This is a genomic window from Yersinia sp. IP36721, assembly GCF_003634395.1.
Lineage (GTDB): Bacteria > Pseudomonadota > Gammaproteobacteria > Enterobacterales > Enterobacteriaceae > Yersinia > Yersinia entomophaga.
On sequence record NZ_QCZL01000006.1, the window covers coordinates 96,521 to 120,800 of the forward strand.

Consider the following 24,280-nt stretch of genomic DNA (forward strand, 5'->3'; position numbering starts at 1 on the left):
ATAAACATGAAATCAGGATTTATCATATTGTCGCCAGACAGGATAATCCATTAAAATGGATTTAAGAATTTAATTACCCGTAAAGGGGGAATTGTGCCAGTTAATATTTTATCGAAAGGCCAGAGTGTGAATCGCGCTAAATGGCTGAGTGTTGCTATTTTGTTATCTTTATTCTCTTGTTCGGTTTCAGCTTTTACTTTGGATGACGTGGCAAAAAAAGCCCAGAATCTGGCGGATAAAAGTTTTGATGCTCCCAAGAGTAACCTTCCTTCGCAATTTCGCGAGATGAAATTCGCCGATTATCAGCAAATTCAGTTCAATCACGATAAATCCTATTGGAATAAGCTGAAAACACCTTTTAAGTTAGAGTTTTATCATCAGGGCATGTACTTCGATACGCCGGTGCAAATCAATGAGATTACCGCCAAAAGCGTCACACCGATTAAGTACAGTCCGGATTACTTTAATTTTGGTTCGGTAAAACACGATCCTGACTCGGTGAAAAACCTCGGTTTTGCAGGTTTCAAAGTGCTTTATCCACTGAATAAAGCCGATAAAAATGACGAAGTCATGAGTCTGTTGGGTGCCAGCTATTTCCGGGTGATTGGGAAAGGGCAGGTTTATGGCCTGTCTGCACGCGGGTTGGCGATTGATACCGCTTTGTCATCCGGTGAGGAATTCCCTCGTTTTCGCGAGTTCTGGATTGAACGACCTAAGCCTAACGACAAACATTTGGTGATTTACGCGCTGCTGGATTCCCCGCGCGCTACCGGTGCTTACCGTTTTACCGTTTATCCGGGCCGAGATACCACAATCGATGTGCAGGCTAAGGTATTCCTGCGCGACAAAGTCGCCAAACTGGGCATTGCACCACTCACCAGCATGTTCCTGTTCGGGCCGAGTCAGCCTTCTAAGGTATTGAATTACCGTCCGGCGCTGCATGATTCCAACGGCTTATCTATTCACGCGGGCAATGGTGAATGGATCTGGCGTCCGCTGAATAATCCAAAACATCTGTCTATCAGCACCTATACCGTTGAAAATCCGAAGGGGTTTGGTTTATTGCAGCGTGGCCGCGCTTTCTCTCAATATGAAGATTTGGACGACCGCTACGATCTGCGCCCAAGTGCCTGGGTAGAACCGCGGGGCGATTGGGGGAAAGGCAAAGTCGAGCTGGTGGAAATCCCAACTGCGGATGAAACCAACGACAATATTGTGGCGTTCTGGACGCCGGACGTACTGCCCGATGCTAAGCATTCGCTGGATCTTAATTACCGTCTGCACTTTACCCGCGATGAAGACAAACTGCATTCTGACAACGTGGGTTATGTCAAACAGACCCTACGTTCTACCGGTGATGTGAAACAGTCGAATTTGATTCGCGAACCGGACGGCAGCGTGGCTTTCCTGGTTGATTTTATCGGGCCGGTATTAAGCTCCTTAGATCCGAATATGCCGCTGGCTTCTCAGGTCAGCGTTGGCGATAACGGTGAGCTGCTGGAAAACAGCGTACGTTATAACCCGGAAACCAAAGGCTGGCGCTTGACGCTGCGGGTCAAAGTAAAAGATGAGAAGAAACCGATCGAAATGCGCGCAGCGCTGGTCAACGGCGACAAAACCCTGACAGAAACCTGGAGCTATCAGCTACCTGCCGATGAATAAGTCAACTCAGAGTCCATTACAGGATTACCTCGCCGCCTTGCCCCTGACTGTTGAGCAGCAGAAGGCATTGCGGGCGGCGTTGCCTGATAACGATAAAGACGCGCTGGCCCAGTTGCATCACCAACTGGCGGCGGGTCAGCCGGAACCGCACGGCGCGGCGGATAACGATGCCGCACTGTCGTCGGTTAAGGCTCGCCTGCTGGCTGGCTGGCCAGATGCATTGCAGGGCGGTAAAAAACTGTCCGTGGATGCAGAAGGGCGCACTGTTATTAGCGCCACGCCGCCGATCGTGCGCTCGCGCATGTTCCCGGAGGCCTGGCGCACCAATCCGGTGGCACGCTTTTGGGATTCGTTGCTCGGTCGCACCACGGTTTCACGTTCGGCTACGCCGGAACAGGCAGACGCCGAGCGGAAATGGCGCGCGGTGGGTTCAATCCGTCGTTATATCCTGCTGGCGCTGATATTGGTACAAACCAGTATTGCCACCGTGTATATGAAAAGTATCTTGCCTTACCAGGGCTGGGCGCTGATCGACCCGATCGAAATCTGGAATCAAAACTGGCAACAATCGGTGATGCAGCTGCTGCCTTACCTGTTGCAAACCGGCATTCTGATTCTGTTTGCCGTCTTGTTCTGCTGGGTTTCGGCCGGTTTCTGGACCGCTCTGATGGGCTTCCTGCAGCTGCTTATTGGCAAGGATAAATACAGCATCTCTGCCAGCGTAGTGGGCAATGAACCGCTGAATCCATCCCATCGTACAGCGTTGATCATGCCGATTTGTAATGAAGACGTAGAGCGGGTTTTCGCGGGTTTGCGAGCGACTTACGAATCGGTGGCGGCGACCGGGCAATTGGAACATTTCGATATTTACGTATTAAGTGACAGCTACGATCCGGATATCTGCGTGGCCGAACAAAAAGCTTGGCTGGAGCTGTGCCGGGATGTCGATGGCCACGGCAAGATTTTCTATCGTCGCCGTCGCCGTCGGGTGAAACGGAAAAGTGGCAATATCGATGATTTCTGCCGTCGCTGGGGTGGTCAGTATAGCTATATGGTGATTCTGGACGCCGATAGCGTAATGAGCGGTGAGTGCCTGACGGGGCTGGTTCGTCTGATGGAAGCTAACCCTAACGCCGGTATTATTCAGTCTGCGCCAAAAGCCTCTGGCATGGATACGCTGTATGCGCGGGTGCAACAATTTGCGACTCGGGTTTATGGCCCGCTGTTTACCGCCGGCCTGCATTACTGGCAACTGGGGGAATCGCACTATTGGGGCCATAACGCCATTATCCGTGTGAAACCCTTTATCGAGCATTGTGCCTTGGCACCGTTGCCGGGGGAAGGTTCGTTCGCAGGTTCCATCTTGTCCCATGACTTCGTTGAGGCCGCTTTAATGCGTCGGGCTGGTTGGGGCGTGTGGATCGCTTACGATTTGCCGGGTAGCTATGAAGAGTTACCGCCCAATCTGCTGGACGAGCTAAAGCGCGATCGGCGTTGGTGCCACGGTAACCTGATGAACTTCCGCCTGTTTCTGGTGAAAGGTATGCATCCGGTACACCGGGCGGTATTCCTGACCGGCGTGATGTCTTATCTGTCTGCGCCGCTGTGGTTTATGTTTTTGGTTCTGTCCACTGCGTTACAGGTGGTGCATACCCTAATGGAGCCGCAGTATTTCTTACAGCCGCGCCAACTGTTCCCCGTGTGGCCACAATGGCGGCCTGAGCTGGCGATTGGCCTGTTCTCTACCACTTTGGTATTGCTGTTCCTGCCGAAATTGCTGAGCATCATTCTGATTTGGGCCAAAGGGGCGAAAGAATACGGTGGCAACATTCGGCTGCTGTTTTCGATGCTATTGGAAATGCTGTTCTCGGTGCTGCTGGCTCCGGTCCGTATGCTGTTCCATACGGTATTTGTGGTCAGCGCTTTTCTCGGCTGGTCGGTTCAGTGGAATTCACCGCAGCGGGACGATGACGCCACGCCGTGGAGCGAAGCGCTGGTGCGTCATGGGCCGCAGCTGTTGTTGGGGCTGATTTGGGCCGGTGGTGTGGCTTGGCTGGATCTTCGTTTCCTGTGGTGGCTGTCGCCGATTGTGTTCTCGCTGATTCTGTCGCCGGTGGTTTCTGTGCTGTCTAGCCGCAGAACGCTGGGTATGGCCAGTAAGCGTGCCAAACTGTTCCTGATACCCGAGGAATATAATCCGCCGCGTGAATTGGTCGCGACCGAGGAATATCTTCAGCTTAACCGCCAGCGAGCTTTGGCCGACGGCTTCCTGCACGCGGTAATGAATCCGTCTTATAACGCACTGGCAAGCGCAATGGCTACGGCGCGTCATCGGGCGAAAGAGATTATCGAGCACGGGCGAGAGTTACAGGTGAATCAGGCGTTGAGTCAGGGGCCAGCGAAGCTTGGGAAGCTGCAACGTTTGGAGCTGTTGAGCGATCCGGTCATGATTGCCCGTCTGCACCAGAAGATTTGGCAGCAGCCAGAGGCTTACGCACAGTGGGCTGATTTTTATCAGCACCTGCCGCGTAACCCGCAGGCCATGCCGAGCTAATCCTGCGGAATATCTATAAGTTATAATAACGGGCAATGTGTTAGGCGCATTGTCCGTTTTGCCTTATAAATACGCGCTGATTTTTGCGCGGATATGCCAACCGAAATGTGGTTAAAATGAACGACCTTAGACAACCATTGACTACCTGAAGAGCCTGATACCGTCGTGAAGAAAACATTAAATATTGGACTGAAGAAAAGCCTGCGTTTGCTGCTGATTCTCACGGGTATTGTGACGCTCTCCGGTTGCGGCAGTATTATCAGCCGCACGGTGCCGGGAGCCGGGCACGGCAATCAATATTATCCGGGCGTACAGTGGGACGTCAGAGATTCAGCATGGAAATATATTACGGTACTCGATGTACCTCTCTCCATGATTGTTGATACCTTTATGCTGCCTTTCGACGCCCAGCACGGCCCTTACGAGTAACGTCAACTCTAGCTTCTTGTTGAGAAAACCAGCAAGTTATAGCCTTTTTGGTGACAGGTAAAGTTTGTCACCGGCGTCATATGTAACCCTTTTACATGCACCGCTAATGAATGTGGATTGGCATCGTCTACAAAAGCCGCTCCGACGTCATAATTAGCCTGAGTGTGTTGCTTTACCTCGGCTAATAGTTGGCTAACGATGCCCTGACCGCGTTTATTCTGAGCGACGCATACCGGCCCATAGAGAAACACTCGCAGCTCGGTTAGCGGTTTACCCTCAAAACGTTGCTGCCTCAGGGCTTCCAGCATGGCGTCGACCACCGGCGGTCGCGGTCGGGCATCGGTTTTCATCATGCAGACAAAACCAGCTACTTCGCCATTATCATCTTCTGCTACCAATATGCCCAAATCATTATTTATCGCGGCTAACTGTTTCTCATCCATGCGGGAAACGATAAATCCCTGCTTTTTTTGCTCGTCACTCAGGTTTTCAGGGATGTTTTCCTGCTGTAATTGCAGGATTGCCGAATAGTCATTAAGGTGAGCCAGTCTGATCTTCATCATTAACCACGCTTTTTAAGTTATTTGAGTTAACTATGCTGTTTGGGGGCGGGAGAAAATCATGTTACCAAGTGATGCGGTCATGCGCGTAGCCAGACCGACAGATAATCTTGATATTATCACTGAAATGTATCGTTTGGGGTTGGGGTTGAACGTGCTGGGCAGTTTTGCAGACCATCAGGGTTTTGATGGTGTGATTTTGGGTCATCCGCATCACGGCTATCATCTGGAGTTTACCCATCATCGCAGCACTTCCGTTGGGCGTGCGCCAACGGCAGACAATCTGCTAGTCTTTTATCTTCCGGATCCGAACATATGGGCGACACAATGTCAGCAAATGCTCAAAGCCGGTTTTCAGGTGGTGGAGTCCTACAACCCCTATTGGGACGAAAGTGGGCAAACTTTTGAAGACGTTGATGGCTATCGCGTCGTGTTGCAACAACGGGCGTGGCCGCTGTAAACGGTGGTGCAGGTGAGCGGGCAGTAAAAAGCCAGCCGAAAATAAGGCTGGCTTTTTATCAAGTCTATTCCGACAAATTACGCAGTTTTTTCAGCGCCTTGGGTGTTATTCATCATGCGACGAATCGGCACAATCAGCAGAATCAGGATGGCGGCGCAGATGACCAGTGCGATGGAGCAACGGGCAAACAGCGTTGGCAGCATATCCAACTGATCGGCTTTTACGTGTCCACCAATCAGGCCTGCGGCCAGATTACCCAGCGCGGAAGCGCAGAACCACAGACCCATAACCTGACCACGCATTCTGTCCGGTGCCAGCAATGTCATCGTCGCCAGCCCGATAGGGCTAAGGCAGAGCTCACCTAGCGTCAACATCAGAATACTGCCTACCAGCCAGAATGGAGAAACCCCTTCACCGGTGGCCAGCACATGCTGCGCTGCCAGCATCATCACACCAAAACCGGCGGCGGCGCATAAAATACCGATGACAAATTTGGTAATGCTGCTTGGGCGAATGCTTTTCTTCGCCAGTGCGGGCCATGCCCAGCTGAAGATTGGCGCTAACAGAATAATAAATAAGGCGTTAATTGACTGGAACCATACGGTTGGGATTTCAAAGCCCATGACCATACGATCGGTGTAATCATTGGCGAACAGGTTGAAAGACGTCGGTTTTTGCTCGAAGGCTGACCAGAAGAACGCGGCGGAGACCAGCAGGATAAAGCACACCAGCAGCCGAGCTTTGTCTTTGCGGCTTAAACCGGCAAAAGCGAAAAGATAGACGAAATACAGCGTTACCGACGCGGCAATCAGGTACACCAGACTGCTGGCGACCAGTACCGGATTGATTTCAATCACGCCTTGAGCCACCAGTGTGACTACCGCCGCCAATGCCACCATCGCCGCGCAGACCCATTTACCGACGTTTTTACGTTGAACGGTCGGGCTGTTCCAACTGGAGTCCATGCCAACTTCGGCATCGTAGCGAGTCATTGATGGAATCACGAACATGCGGAAGGTCAATAATGCCACCAGCATACCGACGCCGCCGATACCGAAGCCCCAGTGCCAGCCGTGGGTGCGTAATAGCCAGCCAGAGAGCAGCGGGGCAATAAAGGAACCCATGTTGATTCCCATATAAAACAGTGAGAAACCGCCGTCGCGGCGCGCATCACCGGGCTTATATAAGGTTCCGACCATCACGGAAATACAGGTTTTGAACAGGCCTGTTCCTAATACGATAAAGACCAGCCCAATAAAGAACATGTCATTACCGAAAAATGCGGATAAAGCGATGGAAAGGTGGCCCATGGCAATCAGGATAGAGCCGTACCAAACGGCGCGCTGTTGGCCTAGCCAGTTATCGGCTAGCCAGCCGCCGGGCAATGAAGCTAAATACAGGCTACCGGCAAAAATACCGACGATAGCGGAAGCATTTTCTCGCGGTAAACCTAACCCACCGTCATAAACCGTAGCGGCCATAAACAGAATCAGCAGCGGACGGATGCCATAAAACGAGAAGCGCTCCCACATCTCGGTAAAGAATAGCGAACTCAGAGGATAAGGATGGCCGAAGAAAGTCCGGCTATTGTTGGTATTAGAGGATTGCATAAAGTCTTCCCATAGAAATCGCCTGTTAAGGTCGGGCTGTTGTGCTGTGGTATGAGTGATTCAATACGCCTTATTCTCCTGTTAATGCCGTCCGTTATCGTTAGGTTATCGGGCAGTCACTAATTTCATGAATAATCGATTTAACACTCTCTATAATAGGATTTAACTCCATAATAACGTCATTTTGGTTTTCTACCGTGCTTATATCCCATTATTTAGACGAAAAGTCGATATACATCTCGTTTTTTAGATTTATATCTGTGGGTGGATGTGGATTTTTATGACGAAATTATAGTGTAAATTTCGAGGCTGATAATGAGGTTTATCTATTTATTTTCAACTAGTTAGTCTTTTTTCTTTAGAGTGAGCTTACCCCTTTTTTTGAACGGGTAAATTATTTTTTACTGGAAAGAGAGGAAAATGACAGTTTTGGGGAGAATAAGGATGATAGCCACTTTTTAAGTGGGTATAAGTGACATTTATAAGAGAAAAGTCAGCGATAAACTGTGATTTTAATCACAGCAAAATTTTGGCGTGGAGGAGGGGAAGATTTGCGCTTATCCGGGGGGAGTTTTAGCTATCTTCCTGACGATTGGCCGATTGTTTCAAAGCCTGAGCCGGTCGCCGTCGCAGGCACCAGTATGAGTAGAATGCGTTAAATAACACCACCACGGCGGTGACGCAGAATACCGCCCGGAAGCCATAACTGGCGGAAACGGCGGCGCCCAGCAGCGGGCCGCTGACGTTGCCAACGTCCCGAAATGATTGGTTGTAGCTGAAAATTCGACCAGCCACCTGATTTGTACAATTATAAATCAATAATGTTTGCACTGCGGGCAGTAGCGCGCCGTCGGTAGCACCGAGCAAAAAGCGTAATACTGCCAATTGCCACGGCGTCTGTACCAGCGCCATTGGGATCAACAACAACACCGACAGCGCCAGCATAGCGATAAGAATACGTTCGGGGCCGATTTTATCGCCTAATTTTCCCAGTCTGGGGGCACTGATTAACGCCGCAACGCCAGGCACCGAGGCAATCATTCCGCTAACAAATGCCAGATTGTGAATATCTCCCGCCAGCTCGCGTACGTACAGCGTCAAAATCGGTGCGATTGAACCGGTTGCCACCTGAATAATCATGGTAGTAACAAACAGGCTAAGCACCAGTTTAGGATTTTTCAGCGATTGTAAAACCTGCCGTCCGTTGAGCATGTCTTTTTTCAACACCGGCGTAAATTGCTCTTTAACGCACAGTAGCGTCATAACAAAGCACAGGAACAGTACGGCGGCGGTAATAAAGAATACCGGACGTAGGCCGTAGCTATCTGCCAGTAAACCACCGATCAGCGGGCCAATTAACGCGCCGCTGACGCCGCCGGTAGACAACGTGCCCAGCGCCCAGCCGCTTTTATGTCGTGGCACCTGAGTGGCAATCAGCGCATTGGCGTTGGGAATAAAGCCACCGAGCAGACCCAGCAGGGCGCGTAACGCCAGAAATTGCCAGATATTCTGCGCCATTCCCATTAACACCATCACGATCCCCATGCCTAATGCCGATCGTAATAGCATAATTTTTCTGCCTTTACGGTCGGCCAAACTGCCCCAAAACGGCGACGCAATGGCTGAAAACAGGAAGGTAATACTGAACACCAGCCCTGACCACATATTCAGCGCCTGATGACCAGTCACGCCGAGGATTTCCACGTATAAAGGCAGAAAAGGCATAATCAGACTGAAGGCGGCACCGGTCAGAAAACAGCCCAACCAAGCGACAAATAGGTTCCGTTTCCAGTGAATAGGTTCTGGTGACGAGGTCATAAATTACCGATAGAAGAATGTGTTAGCTCTGCGGCACGGTTTAGCGTCATGGTGAGGGGCGTTAATATGGCAAAGCACAAAAGCAGATGATTAGCCTGTTAAGTATGCGCCTGTTGAATAGATACATCAACCATTTGGTTAACGGTTTTTATAAAAATGAAAAGCAGGTTTATTATCTAGGAATAAGCATATAAATTTTTTGAATAAGACGATGAGGAAGATGAATGAGTACGGCGGAAAGCGGGAAGGTTAACAGCTGTTAGCAAAGTACAGCGATGTCTGAAAGCGTGAGGGGCTGAGCAGGGTCAGAGAAAACAAAAGCGATAAAATAGCCGCGGGGTCTTGTTCACCCCGCGGGAATAGCGATCAAATCTACTAGATTTCCCGACGTTTACCCGAATTAACGGTAGGCTTCGTTTTTGGTGATTGAGTAACGGCCGCTGCCCAACAGCATAATGATGATACCGCCGAAGAAATACAGCGCTTCGTTTTCCAGCCCCCAGGCACCTACGTCGGTCAGAGTAAAGAACTTACCGGTGCCAACCATCAGAGTGGCCACCAGCAGGTTAACGGCATAAATAAAGGCCGCCGGACGGGTAAATAGCCCCAGAATCATCAGAATAGGCACAATGATCTCACCAATATAAACGCCGTAGGCAACAAAGCCAGGGATGCCCTGAGCCTGTAGCATATCGGAAATCCAACTGGTGCCATGTTGGATTTTTGCTACCCCGTGGAATAGCATCAAAATACCAAAAGTCAGGCGTAACAGTAGCTTACCGCCGTCTTGATGATCGGTTAATCGTGTGAACCACTGATTTGCACTCGCCAGCATGGTGTATATCCTTATAGAAATTGAAGAAATAACCTGATAATAACTCTTATTAATTACACACAATTATGTGTAGTTAATAATCATTCTCATAGTGGATAAAACTGACAGAATAGTTCAAAAATATTGAATCTGCCTGATTCATTTCTTATTTCTTTTCGTTTCCTACCTTAATTTCTGACTTTCATTCCCTGTTTTGGCAAATTGATGTCTTACAAACCTTTCAGAGCAGTTAGCGAGTCTGACGTCATGGTTGGAGTAAATTCGATGACTTCATATCGGGCAACAGCGTTGAAAGAATCTTCAGCCAGAATGGCATCCAGTTCGTCGCGGGGTAAGGCGATGGCAAAGATAATGCCGCCAGTGCGCGGGTTTTTACGCCCGGAAGCGATGAAAATGCCCTGATCGTAGTATTTGCGTAACCAGGCAATATGGGCATCGAGATGAGTATCGACTTCTTCAACGGGACGATGATAAGTGAGATTAATGATGTACATAGCTAAGCCATATGGAAATAAGAGAAAGATAAATTCCCATGTTGATTACAAATTAACAAGGCTTGGCTCGGTATTTTTGTCGTTAAAAAAGGGCTAGCGTTGAATAACCAGAGGGATGCAGCGTTGATTTACGCCGGTGCAGAGAAAGCCCCGGCGTGATATTGCGAAAGGCGTCAGAGCGCTAATCGTACAGCGAGGGGGCGCCTTCCGGACGGGTTTTGAAGCGGCGGTGCAGCCACATATATTGATCCGTTGCCAACTGAATTTCTTCTTCGATCACTTTATTCATAAAGGCTGCGGCAGTGACTTCGCTTTCCAGCGGGAAGTCTTCTACCGCCGGTTGCAGAATCAGTTCGTAACCTTTGCCATCGGGCAGACGGCGCGGGGTGAAGGGAATCACCGCCGGTTTCGCCGTGCGTACCAATAAATAAGTGCCGGTGGTGGTGGCCGCATCGTCAACGGCAAACAGCGGAACAAACACGCTGCTGCGTGGGCCATAGTCATGATCCGGCGCATACCAGATGATTTCGCCTTGTCTCAGGCTACGAATCATCCCTTTCAAATCTTTGCGATCCAGCATGGATTTATTGGAGCGCATTCGGCCCCAAGTCTGCATCCAATCCATTGCCTTATTATCGTGGGGGCGATAAACCCCGATTCCTGGGTTATGAATGCCGAAAATGCGGGCACCCAGCTCCAGCGTTAGAAAATGTAGACCGATCAACAGTACGCCCTGACCATTCTCCCGAGCTTTCTCAATATGTTCTAGTCCGCTGACTTTACACCAACGATTGATGCGCCAGTCTGGCCAAAACCAAGCCATACCGGTTTCAAACAGTCCCATACCGACAGATTCGAAGTTTTTGACCACCAGCTGCTCGCGTTCCGCTTTGGACATTTGCGGAAAGCACAGTTCCAGATTACGTTCTGCGATATAAAGGCGGCGTTTGAGGAAACGCATTGAGAAACGGCCGAGGGAAGTACCCAGTGTATAAATCACCGGATAAGGCAGTAAAACCAGCAAGTAAAGGATACCCAGGCCTAACCATGTCAGCCAGTATCTTGGGTGCAGTAACGAGCGATTAAAAGAAGGAACTTGCATCATGTGTTCTCAGCTTCAGAGTAGTAATTTAGGACAGTTAACTTTTACGTTATGGCGGCTAATCTGGGGCCGCTAATCATGCTTTCAATATGTTTATCTGTCATTTAAGGTAGTTCTATTGTGGCACTTTTAGGGAAAAACGCGAAAACAGACCGCATTAAAAAACTATTATTAGTAACATTTGCTTTATTTTTGAGCAAAATAAACCGGTTTTAGTTGATAAAATAAACACGCCTAGCTTATGCCGCTACGCTTATTCAGCAAACTGACTAATTCTGCCAAACTCGCAGCAGCCATTTTTTCCATGACTTTAGCTCTGTGAACCTCAACGGTTCTTACAGAAACACAGGCTTTATTGGCAATGTCGCGGTTGATCAATCCTTGCGCTACCCATTGTGCAATCCGCTGCTCTTTTGGCGTCAGGCTGGCGTAGCGCAAATTGACCTGATGGCGTGAAACCGCCTGTTCGGAATGTTTCAATGCCTGCTGGAGTGCATTAACCAAAGGCTGAGTGGCGACGGGTTTTTGCAGGAAATCGATAGCACCTTGCTTCATTTGTTCAACCGCCAGCGGAACATCCCCATGTCCGGTAAGAAAAACTACCGCCAGCGTGCTGCCTGCTTCACGTAAACGCCGATGGATTTGTAGGCCGTCCAGCACTGGCATACGAATATCCAGCAGTACTACCGCGGTTTGAAACAAATCGGCTTCGTTTAGGAAACTCTGGCCCTGATGCCAGATACAGACTTTATAGCCCAGACTTTCCAATAAAAAACGACAGGCATCGGTCACGGCCAAATCGTCGTCCACTAAATGTATGACTGACACTAACTTGTTCCTTTTAGTGAGGAATTTAGAGGGAAGAATAATCGGACCTCTAACCCAGCTGCGCCGTTAGCGGCAAGGGCGTTGGTTAACGTCATTTTCCCACCCTGGCTGCCCATCAGCCGTTGGCAAATCACCAAACCTAACCCCAGGCCATCTGGTTTTCCCGATTTGAATGGCATAAATAGCTGATTGAGCTGCGAAACCGTTAATCCGCCACCATCGTCCTGCAAACTGAGTTCTGTTCCTTCGGGCGTTTGATTGCCGTTCAGACATAGTCTCCGCGCGCCGGCCTGTAGGCTGTTGGTGAACAGGTTGCAAAATATCTGGTCGAGCAAGGTTGCAGGGAGCATCAGCTGTATTTCAGCCGGAAGGTCAATATTCAGCCTGCTATCAGGATAATGATGTGGCGCGCCGATAAGTTGCCAAACGTGCTCTGCCACGTTCCTAGGTGACTGCGGAATACGCGTGGACGTGGCTGGCGCTTTGTCCACCCAAAGACGTAGGTTGGCGATAATATCCGCCCCTCGCTGCGCCTGGGCGCTGATTTGCTGTAACACCGGTAGCAGCGGATGATCTGGCTGTTCACGTTTTAAACGGATATCGCAGCCTTCGGCGTAGTGGCGAACCGCCGAAAGTGGCTGGTTGAGTTCATGAGCAAAGCCGGACGCCATTTCCCCCAAAATACTGAGGCGTTGAGCTTGCTCCAGTGCGGTTTCCCGCTCTCGTAGCTGCTGGTGGGCCAGCTCTAACTGCTGGCTGCGACGGCGCACTAAAAAGGCCACCCAAATATGATTCGCACCCAGCAGCAGCAATATTGCCGCGATAATCCCGAGCAATAGCCGGTTTTGTAGTGCCCAGGAAAGTATCGCCTGCCATAGCTGCGGCTGTTCTGGATGCTGATTTATCGAGCGCAACAAGGCTTCGACCTGGCTGGTGGAGGAAGGCGCGCCCCATTGCGGCTCCTTGCTGACCGTTGGCGTGAGCAGCATCCGCGTTACTTGGTCAGCCAGCGAATCCGGTACCTGCGCCAACGCGGCAAATGACCAGTTGGGGTATAAATCACTGCTGGTCAGACAGGGCACTGTGGTGGGTTTAGCCAGTAATGCTCTGAAATCAGAGGCCTGCAATAATCCTTCGTTTTGTAAATCTTCCAGCAAGCAGGTGGGGACTATCGCGGCATCCAGAGCGCCATCTCGCAGCAAATACATCAATGTATCCACCGGGAAGCCGGAAAAGTGCAGATTAAAATCCTGCCCAGGCCGTAAGCCAGCGTCCCGCAAGGCTTTGTAACCTAAAAGATAACCGCCGAATGCATCCGCTGACACCGCGCCAACCTGTTTGCCGCGTAACTCATCCGCTTGAGTGATAGGACTGTCCTGACGGACTAAAATCACGCTGCCAATCACGTTGCGGCTGGCGTTGTTCGGCTCATGGCTGGATCGCAGTGAAACCAGCCAGCGTAGCGGATAGTGGCTATCTATTTGCACGTACTGCGCTGGATTGGTGAGCAGAAAATCCACGCGCCCATGTTGCACGGCGGTTTTCATCGCCGTGAGATCCAATGGCAACAAGCGAAAATGCTGATCGGGCAAGCCTTGATTGAGGCTATCCGCCAGCGGCTGCCAGCGTTGCAGCGTTTGGGCATTGCCGCGTAATGCCAGTACGCCAATCGTCCATTCTTTGCTGTATGCCGTCAGCGAAACACCGTAACACAGCAAGATAATCAACAGGTTTCGCAACGTGTCTTCTCCTTTTTATGACCCAGATCGCCCCGGTGAATTGTCCTGGATCAAGTCCCTAAAGGGAATGTGGAAAACCACAATAGGGCTTCTGTTTGGCAATTTCTACACTCCTCACCATCAACTCGTCACATCTTCCTATCAATTAACCGACGGCGGGTTTGGAGAACACCATGGATCGAGGGAAAAGAGAGTTTCTACAGCGATTGGGCGTGCTAACCGCCGGCGCAGCTTTGGTTCCGCTGGCTGAAGCCGGTTGGAAACTGGAACCGAGCCGTCGCAACGGCAACCCCCAGCGCCGCTATGCCATGCTGATCGATCTGCGTCGCTGTATCGGCTGTCAGGCCTGTACCGTCAGTTGTGCCATTGAAAATCAGTCACCGCAAGGCCAGTTTCGCACCAGCGTTAACCAGTATCAGATCGCGCTAGAAGGCGAGGGCAGCGTAACCAACGTGCTGCTGCCTCGATTATGCAATCACTGTGATAACCCGCCCTGCGTACCGGTGTGTCCGGTACAGGCAACCTATCAGCGGCAGGATGGCATTGTGGTCATCGATAACACGCGCTGCGTAGGCTGCGCCTACTGTGTGCAGGCCTGTCCTTATGAGGCGCGGTTTATCAATCACACCACTCAAACGGCGGATAAATGCACTTTCTGCGTACACCGTCTGGAGGCCGGTTTATTGCCAGCCTGCGTGGAATCCTGTGTCGGCGGGGCGCGTATTATCGGCGACTTGCACGATGAAAACAGTGAACTGCGCCGGATGCTCAAACAGTATGAGGGCGAAATTAAGGTGCTGAAACCGGAGCAAGGTACGCAGCCACAGGTGTTTTACCTCGGTTTAAATGAAGTGTTTACTCGGCCGCTACAGGGGCAACCGGCGCTGTGGCAGGAGGTTCACCCATGATTCGTGAAATTCTGGTGCGTCCGCAGGAAATCAGTTGGTTACCTTGGGCAGTGCAATATTTTTTCTTTATCGGGCTGGCCTGTGGTGCAGTGTTACTCGGCTGTTGGCAACGCTGGTTCAGGCGAGATAAAGGGCCACAGCTAGAACGAGCGGCGCTGATGTTGGCTACCGCGGCGGCTATTGTGGCACCGTTGGCTTTGAGCGCGGATTTACATCAGCCAGCGCGCGCCTGGCATTTTTACCCTTATTTTACGCCCTGGTCGTGGATGTCATGGGGTTCGCTGTTCTTGCCGCTGTTTAGCGGGCTGGTGGTGACCTATTTTCTGGTCTTAATCTACGGCCAACGGGTAAACCGGCCTTTGACTGGATTACTGCGGCTGTTATCGATTCTGACGGCGTTATCGGCACTTTCGATTCTGATGTATACCGGGCGGGAAGTGTCGGTGCTACGCGCTCAGCCGCTGTGGTTCACCCTGTGGCTGCCGCTGTTTATTTTCCTGACGGCGATGCAGGCGGTGCCTTCGTTGCTGGCTTTGTGGCTGTGGCGTCAGCCGCAGGTTCAGAGGTATCTGGCGCGTTGGCAACTGGTTTCTCTACTGCTTTTGGCCTTGGTGACGTTGCTATGGGCCGGCGGCGCGACGCTTTCTGCTGCGGCGTTACGTCTGTGGGCCAGCGGGCACCCGTTAACCGCGGCTGCGACATTATTGATTGGATTGATGTTATTGGGAATGGCATTGCTGAATCTGAAACGTTGCTTACCTATCGGTGTGGTTATCCTGCAAAGCCTGCTGGCGATGGTGATGTGCTGGATGGTGCGTTGGCTATTGCTGATGCAAAGCCAAACCTTGCCTAAATATAACGTGCTCGCGAACCCTTATCAGTTATCGCCGGGTACCGACGGATTGCTGGCGATCATCGGTACGTTCGGTTTATGGGTGACATTAATTATTGCGCTCCGTGAAGGAGTCAGATGGTGGGAAGGGAGAGTGCAACATGGCTAAAACGACGCGGCGGCAATGGTTAAAAGGCGGTTTGGCTCTGGGGGGATTAGTGGCCTTTGGCGCAGGTTATCACGATGTGGTGCGTAAAACGCTAATTGGGCTGCGGGACGGCAGCGCCGGAAAGTTGACGCGAGACCCCATTAACGGCAACTCACTCACGCCGGAAGGCCATGCCGGGCAAGAATGGCAGGCTACGCCGCATCAGGCGGTTTCGATGACACAATGTTTTGGCTGCTGGACGCTGTGTGGGCTACGAGTGCGAGTGGATACGCCGCAAAATCGCATTTTGCGAATCGCAGGCAACCCCTATCACCCGTTGTCTCACGACCACCATTTTCCCTACGGATTACCGGTGAGCGAAGCTTTGCGCCGCATGGGCGGTGAGCAAGGGTTGGCGGACAGATCTACCGCATGTGCTCGAGGCGCGACGCTACTGGAAGGCGTGACCAGCCCTTATCGCGTTCTTGAGCCGATGAAACGAGTGGGGGCGCGTGGTGAAGGTCAGTGGCAACGTATCAGTTTCGAACAGTTAGTGAAAGAAGTGACGGAAGGCGGCGATCTGTTTGGGGAAGGCCATGTCGACGGCCTGCGGGCGATTCGCGATCTGGATACGCCAATCGATCCGGCTCAGCCGTCCTTGGGGCCGAAGGCCAACCAGTTGCTGATGACCAACGCCGGTGACGACGGGCGGGACGCGTTTATCCAACGCTTTGCTGCCAAAGCCTTTGGTACTAAAAATCTTGGTAGCCACGGCGCTTACTGCGGGCTGGCTTATCGCGCCGGTTCTGGGGCATTAATGGGGGATTTGGATAAAAATGCACACGTAAAACCGGATTGGGATAATGTGCGTTTTGCTCTGTTTTTAGGAACCTCTCCGGCGCAATCGGGCAACCCGTTTAAACGGCAAGGCAGACAATTAGCCAATGCGCGCCAACGGGACGATTTTAATTACGTGGTGGTGGCTCCCGCGTTGCCGCTGACGACCACGCTGGCAAATCAGCATAACCGTTGGGTGCCCGTGCTGCCGGGCAGTGATTCGGCGCTGGTGATGGGAATGATTCGCTGGATTCTCGAACAGGAACGTTTTAACGCGCCATATCTGAAAGTACCGGGAGAGGCGGCTATGACTGCCGCCGGAGAGCGCAGTTGGACTAACGCTACCCATTTGGTGATTGTTAGCCCGCAACACCCTCTGGCCGGTCAGTTTCTGCGGGCGGCGCATTTGAGCGGTGAAATCCTTGCGGAAGGGGAAGAAAGCCCGGTACTGGTGGCGCAGGGCGATGGGGCTTTGGTGGCGGCACCGGTTGCGATGGACGCGGAGCTATATGTCAGTCAGAGCGTTACGTTGGCGGACGGGCAGCAGGTTGACGTGCAATCGGGGCTGAGCCTGCTGCGTGCGGCGGCTAATCGTTTTACGCTGGAGGAATACAGCCAGCAGTGCGGTGTTCCGGTGGCGACCATCAGCGGGTTGGCGAAAGAATTCACCGCCTATCAGCGTCAGGCGGCGGTGATTTCCCACGGTGGAATGATGAGCGGCAACGGTTTTTATACCACTTGGGCGGTTATGATGCTGAACGCGCTGATTGGTAACCTGAATCTGAAAGGCGGTGTTTCCGTCGGCGGAGGCAAATTTGACGGCTTTGCTGATGGCCCGCGCTACCAACTGGCCAGTTTCCCCGGGCAGGTTAAATCTCGCGGTTTGTCACTATCCCGCAGTAAACAGCCTTACGAAAAATCTGAGGAATATCAACAAAAACTGGCTGCCGGTGAACCGCCGTATCCTGCAAAAGGGCCGTGGTACCCCTTTGTCGGCGGGCAGTTAACCGAGCAATTGGCTCCGGCGCTTTCTGGCTATCCTTACCCGCTAAAAGCCTGGATCAGCCATATGACCAATCCGTTGTACGGTGTCGCTGGTTTACGTGGTCTGGTTGAAGATAAGTTGAAAGATCCTAAACATTTACCCCTGTTTATTGCCATCGATGCTTTTATCAATGAAACCACTGCGCTGGCTGATTATATCGTGCCAGATACACATAATTTCGAAAGCTGGGGGTTTAGCGCGCCTTGGGCTGGCGTATTGGTTAAAGCCAGCACTGCCCGCTGGCCGGTGGTGGAGTCACGCACGGCGCGCACTGCCGACGGACAAGCGGTGGCGATGGAGAGTTTCCTGATCGCCGTTGCGAAAGCGCTGGCTTTACCCGGTTTTGGTGAAAATGCGATGCAGGACGTACAGGGCAAGGGGTTACCGCTCGATCGTGCCGAAGATTTTTATCTGCGCGCCGCAGCCAATATCGCCTATCTGGGTGAAAACCCCGTGCCCGCAGCGCAACTGGACGAATTACAACTCACCGGCGTGGTACGTTTACTGCCGGAAATTCAGCGCAGTTTGTATCCGGATGAGCAAATGCGGGTTGCGTATTTACTGGCGCGAGGCGGGCGTTTTGCGCCGTATGAAAAATCGTGGAACGGCGACGCTACTGGGCCGCAGTGGAAGAAACCGCTACATATCTGGAATGAAAATGTGGCTAAACATCGTCATGCCATGACCGGAGAGCGTTATTCGGGTTGCCCGACTTTCTATCCGCCGCGGCTGGCCGATGGCTCCAGTATTCACCAGCATTATCCCGTGCAGAGTTGGCCATTCCAGTTGATGTCGTTTAAATCACATTTGATGAGCAGCTCTACGCCGATGATTGAGCGTCTGCGGGCAGTCAAAGCCAGTAATCTGGTGGCGATTAATCCGCAGGATGCCAAAGCGCTGGGCGTGGCGCACGGCGATTGGGTCAAACTGGAAACCCCCGGCGGCAGCATGAAAGCGCAGCTCAGTGTATTAGATGGAGTGATGCCAGGAGTTATTGCAATTGAGCACGGTTATGGTCATCGCGAAATGGGTGCGAATCTGCATCAGCTTGACGGCGTGGAAATGGCGAGTGACAGCCGAATCGGCGCAGGCGTTAATCTTAATGACCTCGGATTTATCGATCCTACCCGAGAAGTGCCAAATACCTGGCTGGATTGGGTGAGCGGCGCGGCGGTGCGGCAAGGGCTTCCGGCTAAACTGACGCGCTTAGCCTGATATCAGTTTGTTGCTTTGCGTGCGGAACCCCTTCCGGAAAGAAGGGGTTTTTCTTTTTATAGCGTATTATATATGCAGCTAATTAATCGCCATAAATGGGATAGACAACGGATGATGCGAGCAGAAAAAGTCAGCGTCGGGTTATTGTTCGGTGGCGTCCTGCTCGGTTATGCAGGTGCACACTGGCAACACAATTTTTTACTGGTATTGGCCGGAGCCTCATTGCTGGCTGGCATTATAGCCTCTGGTTTCACCGATTGTCGTCGCTGCAAAAAGCCTTAACTCCGTGCCGTAGACGACGATCGGCGCTGTCCGATAAAAGGCGCTACGCTGTGGATGATCATCCCGATAATGACCAGCCCAATTCCCGCCAGTGATAAACTGGTGGGTAATGGAGCCGCCAGCCAGACCATTTCCCCAAGCAAAGCGAAGAGCACTTCTCCAGATTGAGTGGCTTCCACCGCTGCTAAACGGGAATAATCCTGTTTGACCAGATTGGTTGCGGCAAAGAACAGCAAAGTGGCAATCACGCCGGAGAACAACGCCACCAGCAGGGATTGCTCGACCTGCCCCTGAGAGGGCCAGCCGACCTGATACACCCCAACGGCAGACAGCAGAATCCAGAATGGCAGACTGGCCAGCGTCATATTTAGCACCCGCTGGAGGGTATTTACCTCACCCTGACAAATAGCCATCATCTTGCGATTGCCTAACGGATACATAAAAGCAGCCAATGTTACCGGCAACAAACACCACAGCGTTTGTTGCAAGTTCAACGATTGAGCGTGCTGCCACTGCATTAACCCAACGCCGATCAAAATCAACAGCGACCAGCGCAATCCTTTGAAGGGGATTTTACCGCGACGCGTCTGTAACCCCTGTTCCGTGGCGATTTGCTGTTTAAACAGCGGGATCAGCAGTGAGCCTGCAATAATGGTAATTTGCCAGGAACCGGCCACCAGCCAGCCTTCGCCATAAGATCCCGCCAGACTCAGCGGCGCGTAAAACAGGCCAAACCCAACGGTGCTCCACAGCAGATAGCCTGACCAGTATTGGCGCAAATGGCTCAGACTTTGCCGCAGTTGCCCACGCATCATTACCAGCAACCACAGCATGGGAGCCATAAAAATAAACCGCAGCGCGGCACTCCAGATCCAGCTGCCGCCGGATAAATCCATGGCTCGATTAAGAATAAAAGTAAAAGCGAAAAAGAATGACGCGGCGAGGCCATAAAATATAGCGCGCATGATTTTCCTTTTTAAAGCAGTCGCCAAAATCCCTGAGTAAAATCTAATAATGAACAGAATAGAGTCGCGGGAGTCGATAGCCATCAGGCGGAAAGCGGAACAATAAAACAGGAATACAGATCTACGTCGCTAACGTCAAGTCTCTGCCAATTAACCGGCCCCTAAAGATGTGACCGCGCCCAGTTTCGGGTATGATGTGCGCCGCGCGGGTAAATGCTCGCCGCAACCGCAGTTTCGCTGCATAAAAATCTCTCAGAAACCTCTTCGAAAGACAGGAAAGTACACCATGCCAGTGTTACATAACCGAATTTCTAATGAGGAACTTAAAGCACGGATGTTGGCCGAAACCGAACCCCGTACCACAGTTTCTTTTTATAAATACTTCAATCTGGATGACGCCAAAGCATTCCGTGACAGCCTTTACAGCCAATTTGTGAAATTGGGCGTATTTGGCCGGGTTTACGTGGCGAAAGAAGGTATCAATGCGCAAATCAGCGTTCCCGCCAACCGTTATGATGAGTTTAAAGCGGTTTTATTCGCTTCTCATCCGGCGTTGGATCAGGTTCGCCTGAACGTAGCTCTGGAAGACGACGGAAAATCCTTCTGGGTGCTGCGAATGAAAGTGCGTGAGCGCATTGTTGCCGACGGTATTGATGACGACAGCTTTAATCCGGCAAACGTCGGCCAGTATCTGAAGGCCGATCAGGTTAATCAGATGATTGACGATCCGGATACATTGTTCGTTGATATGCGTAACCACTATGAATATGAAGTGGGGCATTTTGAAAACGCGATTGAAGTTCCGTCCGATACTTTCCGGGAACAGCTGCCGATGGCAGTAGAAATGCTACAGCAAGACAAAGACAAAAATATCGTCATGTATTGCACCGGCGGTATTCGCTGTGAAAAAGCCAGCGCCTACATGTTGCATAACGGCTTCAAAAATATTTATCACGTTGAAGGAGGCATCATTGAGTACGCCCGCAAAGCCAAGGAACAGGGTTTACCGCTGAAATTCGTCGGTAAAAACTTTGTCTTTGACGAGCGCATGGGCGAGCGGATTTCGGACGATGTGATTGCGAACTGTCATCAGTGCGGCACGCCTTGCGATGCTCATACCAACTGTAAAAATGACGGTTGCCATCTGCTGTTTATTCAATGTCCAAGCTGCGCTGCCAAATTTGACGGCTGCTGTAGCCAGATTTGTCAGGACGAATTGAAACTTCCCCGTGAAGAGCAGCGCGCCCGTCGTGCTGGCCGCGAAAACGGTGTGAAGATTTTCAATAAATCAAAAGGATTACTGCAAACCACTATGCATATTCCTGCGCCTGAAAAATCTGACGACTAAAGCTAAGCTTAAAGGGTTAGTTTCTGCCTCAACCCTCTGGCTATATTCGGAAAATTAAGTTTAAGTTGAGGGATCGCTCTGTTATTTTCGATCTCTCACTATTTCTATCATCGTTCTCGATGACGACCTCGATGCAAGGACAGATTATGGTAACGTCGGCAGTCAGCAATAAAGGTTTACGTATTGTCGCCATGTTGGCCATGCTGGTAGTGATTATGGCCGGAATCAAGGCGGCGTCGCCCATCGTGGTACCTTTCCTTTTGGCGGTATTTCTCTCCATTGTATTGAATCCATTGGTGAGTTTGCTGCAAAAAATCAAAATCCCCCGCACACTGGCAATTGTACTGTTGGTGGTGGTTATTATTTTGCTGATGTCATTCCTGTTAGGAATGCTCGGTAATTCTTTAAATGAGTTTGCCCGCTCATTACCGCAATATCGCGGCATGATGCTGGAAAAAATTCGCGATCTACACGGTTTTGCCGTGCGTTTCAATATTGATATGTCCGTGGATGACGTAATGAAGTTCGTCGATCCTGGCGCGGCCATGAATTTCGTCACTCGCTCGATTAGCCATCTTTCCGGCGCGATGACCGGTATTTTCCTGCTGTTGATGACGGTGGTGTTTATGCTGTTTGAAGTTGAGCGCCTGCCGTACAAATTGCAATTAATGTTCGACGATCCGGTAAAAGGCATTGCTATCTTGCAGCGTGCGGTAAAGGGCGTCACTCACTATCTGGTGATTAAAACGATTATCAGCCTTGCTACGGGGCTGGTGGTTTGGATATTCCTGGCATCAATGAATGTTCGCTTTGCTTTTATCTGGGGTTTGCTGGCATTCGTACTCAATTACATACCCAATATCGGCTCGGTGCTGGCTGCTATCCCACCGATTATTCAGGCTTTATTGTTTAATGGCTTTGCCGACGCGCTGGCGGTTACTGGCGGCTTTATTCTGATAAACCTGATTGGTGGCAACATCATCGATCCGCGCATGATGGGCCGTGGACTAGGACTTTCTACGCTGGTGGTGTTTCTGTCATTGATATTTTGGGGATGGTTACTCGGGCCGATAGGGATGCTGCTGTCGGTGCCGTTGACGATCATCGCTAAAATTGCGTTGGAGCTGACGCCAACCGGCCATAAATTTGCCGTATTGCTGGGGGATGGTAAACCGGCAACAGATGAAAAAGAGTCGTAGAGTTAGGCCATAGCAGTGCGATGCGGCATCAATGTATGCCTCATCGCGCATTTTCAGCAACAAATACGCAAAGATAATGATTCGGAAAGCGGGATAGACCGTCGTTGGGAACGACGTTAAGCGTAGAAAAAGAAGTAGATATCCAGCGCCAATAAAATTAGCCATAGGCAAATGTAGAACACTAAATGTGCGCGTACGTTGTTGATCAACATCGAAAATAATTTATTGAACATGGATGCCAACGGGCTGCTGAGCTTTGTGATTATTATAGTTATATTTATTATTAAAACAATAAGTTACTACTAAGCCCTCAACGGATATTGTCCAATAGAGTTTCTCTTTTACGGTATTTATCATTAAAAATAAAGGGTATTACTTTCTAAAAATAAGGAAGGTAGCAGGTAAATCCGAAACTCTGACTCAATAACGATAACAATTAGTGTTAGGGGGAAAGCTGACATGCAATATAAGAATAGTTAATTAATTAAAGTTATCTTCAGTGAGATCCCCATTGTAGATTCCGGCTATATATTCTCCATGATATCGAGCGTGGTTAATATTAGCCGGATTTTTAATTTTACTAGTAAGATATTGCTGCCATTAATTTTATCCTTAAAGATACGGTTAACCAGTATCTTCGGAGGCATTATTGATGGAAATAAAGCTTACCAAGAAATGTGTAGCTAAAGAGGCGCTGACCGATGGAGAAAACAGTGAGCCATCTTCAATACAAATATTTAAAAACGTTATAGATAAAGCATAGCTCCAGACGATTCCTAACTTTTATTTTTTCGGTGATATGTCTTTTATGCGAATATACGGTGCTATCACTGATATTTAGCTTTTTTGCTATGCGATAATTTGGCATTTCTGTCATCCAGTAACACATCACTTTATGTTCTTGCGGACTAAATAAGGACGAATGCGTTGTCCCTTGCTGCCAGCCTTCCTGACTACCAGCATCCTGCAAGTGTGTCAGTGAGTGCAATAAATCGGGTAAGCGCCGCTTGGCTAATATTGATACAGTCTCCGTTAAAGGTATTGGTGTTTCGCTAAAGGGATAAGATGCATCCAGATAAATATAGACTCTGGCGCGTGTACAGCGGGTAATAAATTCCTCCAGCAATGGACAATGTCCGCCGTAGCGACAATATTGGGTTAAATTGACCATTATTACCGCAGGATCGAAACTCTGAATTACCAGCGTTGCTTGCTCAACAGTTGCTACATCCATTAAATTTACAGATGACATGCTATTTAAGTATTTATTTACACCAGAGCGAGTGTAATAACATTCGTCGATGATTAATATTCTCATGGTGTTACATCCTTGTCATACGGGCAACCATACCCGGCCGCAAACGCGAATAAGTTAATCCTCAGGTAGCTTTAGCGTCAATTCGGGATTCG

Annotated in this window: 21 protein-coding genes; 10 read left to right on the forward strand and 11 right to left on the reverse strand. The window is 50.5% G+C overall.

From position 1 onward, the window contains the following. The first annotated feature begins 126 nt into the window (after positions 1-126). From DBA33_RS07760 to DBA33_RS07770, 3 genes are all read left to right on the forward strand, one after another. Positions 127-1,662, forward strand: coding sequence for a glucan biosynthesis protein G (locus DBA33_RS07760; protein WP_120806168.1), 1,536 nt, complete (start codon positions 127-129; stop codon positions 1,660-1,662). Continuing rightward, positions 1,655-4,216, forward strand: a complete 2,562-nt coding sequence (gene mdoH / locus DBA33_RS07765) for a glucans biosynthesis glucosyltransferase MdoH (RefSeq protein WP_064512997.1) — start codon at positions 1,655-1,657, stop codon at positions 4,214-4,216. Before DBA33_RS07760 ends, mdoH begins: the two co-directional genes overlap by 8 nt. 165 nt (positions 4,217-4,381) lie before the next feature. Further along, a complete protein-coding gene (locus DBA33_RS07770; RefSeq protein WP_235600998.1) occupies positions 4,382-4,645 on the forward strand; it encodes a YceK/YidQ family lipoprotein in 264 nt (87 codons plus the stop codon). An 8-nt stretch (positions 4,646-4,653) separates the two neighbouring features. Here DBA33_RS07770 and DBA33_RS07775 read toward each other — a convergent pair whose 3' ends face one another. Beyond that, positions 4,654-5,205: a GNAT family N-acetyltransferase gene (locus DBA33_RS07775; RefSeq protein WP_120806170.1), complete on the reverse strand. Its 552-nt coding sequence runs from the start codon at positions 5,203-5,205 to the stop codon at positions 4,654-4,656. Between the two features lie 61 nt (positions 5,206-5,266). Here DBA33_RS07775 and DBA33_RS07780 point away from each other — a divergent pair, with 61 nt between their 5' ends. Next, positions 5,267-5,665 carry a VOC family protein gene (locus DBA33_RS07780; protein WP_120806134.1) on the forward strand — a complete coding sequence of 133 codons (399 nt, stop codon included), beginning with the start codon at positions 5,267-5,269 and terminating at the stop codon, positions 5,663-5,665. 77 nt (positions 5,666-5,742) lie between these two features. On the opposite strand, the gene DBA33_RS07785 is transcribed toward DBA33_RS07780, so the two are convergent. The 7 genes from DBA33_RS07785 to ttrS all read right to left on the reverse strand — a co-directional run bounded on the left by DBA33_RS07785 (position 5,743) and on the right by ttrS (position 14,091). After that, positions 5,743-7,275 carry a peptide MFS transporter gene (locus DBA33_RS07785; protein WP_064513000.1) on the reverse strand — a complete coding sequence of 511 codons (1,533 nt, stop codon included), beginning with the start codon at positions 7,273-7,275 and terminating at the stop codon, positions 5,743-5,745. Between the two features lie 573 nt (positions 7,276-7,848). Then, a complete protein-coding gene (gene mdtG, locus DBA33_RS07790; protein ID WP_120806136.1) occupies positions 7,849-9,093 on the reverse strand; it encodes a multidrug efflux MFS transporter MdtG in 1,245 nt (414 codons plus the stop codon). A 400-nt stretch (positions 9,094-9,493) separates the two neighbouring features. After that, entirely contained in the window at positions 9,494-9,928 is a 435-nt protein-coding gene (locus DBA33_RS07795; RefSeq protein ID WP_064513004.1) for a DoxX family protein, read from the reverse strand. A 209-nt stretch (positions 9,929-10,137) separates the two neighbouring features. Continuing rightward, positions 10,138-10,422, reverse strand: coding sequence for a YciI family protein (locus tag DBA33_RS07800; protein ID WP_064513006.1), 285 nt, complete (start codon positions 10,420-10,422; stop codon positions 10,138-10,140). A 181-nt stretch (positions 10,423-10,603) separates the two neighbouring features. Then, positions 10,604-11,527: a Kdo(2)-lipid IV(A) acyltransferase gene (locus DBA33_RS07805; protein WP_064513008.1), complete on the reverse strand. Its 924-nt coding sequence runs from the start codon at positions 11,525-11,527 to the stop codon at positions 10,604-10,606. Positions 11,528-11,758: 231 nt separating this feature from the next. Next, entirely contained in the window at positions 11,759-12,352 is a 594-nt protein-coding gene (ttrR, locus tag DBA33_RS07810) for a tetrathionate respiration response regulator TtrR (protein ID WP_064513010.1), read from the reverse strand. Next, the gene (gene ttrS, locus DBA33_RS07815) at positions 12,352-14,091 is read right to left on the reverse strand and encodes a tetrathionate respiration histidine kinase TtrS (RefSeq protein ID WP_064513012.1); all 1,740 of its coding nucleotides are present in this window, start codon (positions 14,089-14,091) and stop codon (positions 12,352-12,354) included. The genes ttrR and ttrS overlap by 1 nt, the downstream gene beginning before the upstream one ends. Positions 14,092-14,264: 173 nt before the next feature. Here ttrS and ttrB point away from each other — a divergent pair, with 173 nt between their 5' ends. The 4 genes from ttrB to DBA33_RS07835 all read left to right on the forward strand — a co-directional run bounded on the left by ttrB (position 14,265) and on the right by DBA33_RS07835 (position 19,358). After that, positions 14,265-14,999, forward strand: coding sequence for a tetrathionate reductase subunit TtrB (gene ttrB / locus DBA33_RS07820; RefSeq protein WP_064513014.1), 735 nt, complete (start codon positions 14,265-14,267; stop codon positions 14,997-14,999). Beyond that, on the forward strand, positions 14,996-16,000 hold the full coding sequence (gene ttrC, locus DBA33_RS07825) for a tetrathionate reductase subunit TtrC (protein ID WP_120806138.1): 1,005 nt from the start codon (positions 14,996-14,998) through the stop codon (positions 15,998-16,000). The genes ttrB and ttrC overlap by 4 nt, the downstream gene beginning before the upstream one ends. Beyond that, entirely contained in the window at positions 15,993-19,076 is a 3,084-nt protein-coding gene (gene ttrA, locus DBA33_RS07830) for a tetrathionate reductase subunit TtrA (RefSeq protein WP_064513017.1), read from the forward strand. Before ttrC ends, ttrA begins: the two co-directional genes overlap by 8 nt. 111 nt (positions 19,077-19,187) lie before the next feature. Continuing rightward, positions 19,188-19,358 (forward strand): hypothetical protein, encoded by a 171-nt coding sequence (locus DBA33_RS07835; protein WP_162975179.1) that lies wholly within the window; start codon positions 19,188-19,190, stop codon positions 19,356-19,358. On the opposite strand, the gene DBA33_RS07840 is transcribed toward DBA33_RS07835, so the two are convergent. Continuing rightward, on the reverse strand, positions 19,355-20,323 hold the full coding sequence (locus DBA33_RS07840) for a multidrug resistance efflux transporter family protein (RefSeq protein WP_064513021.1): 969 nt from the start codon (positions 20,321-20,323) through the stop codon (positions 19,355-19,357). The genes DBA33_RS07835 and DBA33_RS07840 overlap by 4 nt on opposite strands. Before the next feature lie 286 nt (positions 20,324-20,609). Between DBA33_RS07840 and DBA33_RS07845 the strand changes: the two genes are divergently transcribed. After that, the gene (locus DBA33_RS07845) at positions 20,610-21,671 is read left to right on the forward strand and encodes a rhodanese-related sulfurtransferase (RefSeq protein ID WP_064513023.1); all 1,062 of its coding nucleotides are present in this window, start codon (positions 20,610-20,612) and stop codon (positions 21,669-21,671) included. Positions 21,672-21,817: 146 nt separating this feature from the next. After that, positions 21,818-22,870: an AI-2E family transporter gene (locus tag DBA33_RS07850; protein ID WP_064513025.1), complete on the forward strand. Its 1,053-nt coding sequence runs from the start codon at positions 21,818-21,820 to the stop codon at positions 22,868-22,870. A gap of 116 nt (positions 22,871-22,986) precedes the next feature. Here the strand turns inward: DBA33_RS07850 and DBA33_RS07855 are convergent, their stop codons facing one another. Both DBA33_RS07855 and DBA33_RS07860 read right to left on the reverse strand, forming a co-directional pair. Continuing rightward, positions 22,987-23,103 (reverse strand): DUF2770 family protein, encoded by a 117-nt coding sequence (locus DBA33_RS07855; protein ID WP_049596438.1) that lies wholly within the window; start codon positions 23,101-23,103, stop codon positions 22,987-22,989. A 491-nt stretch (positions 23,104-23,594) separates the two neighbouring features. Next, entirely contained in the window at positions 23,595-24,188 is a 594-nt protein-coding gene (locus DBA33_RS07860; RefSeq protein WP_064513027.1) for a LuxR C-terminal-related transcriptional regulator, read from the reverse strand. Positions 24,189-24,280: the final 92 nt, after the last annotated feature.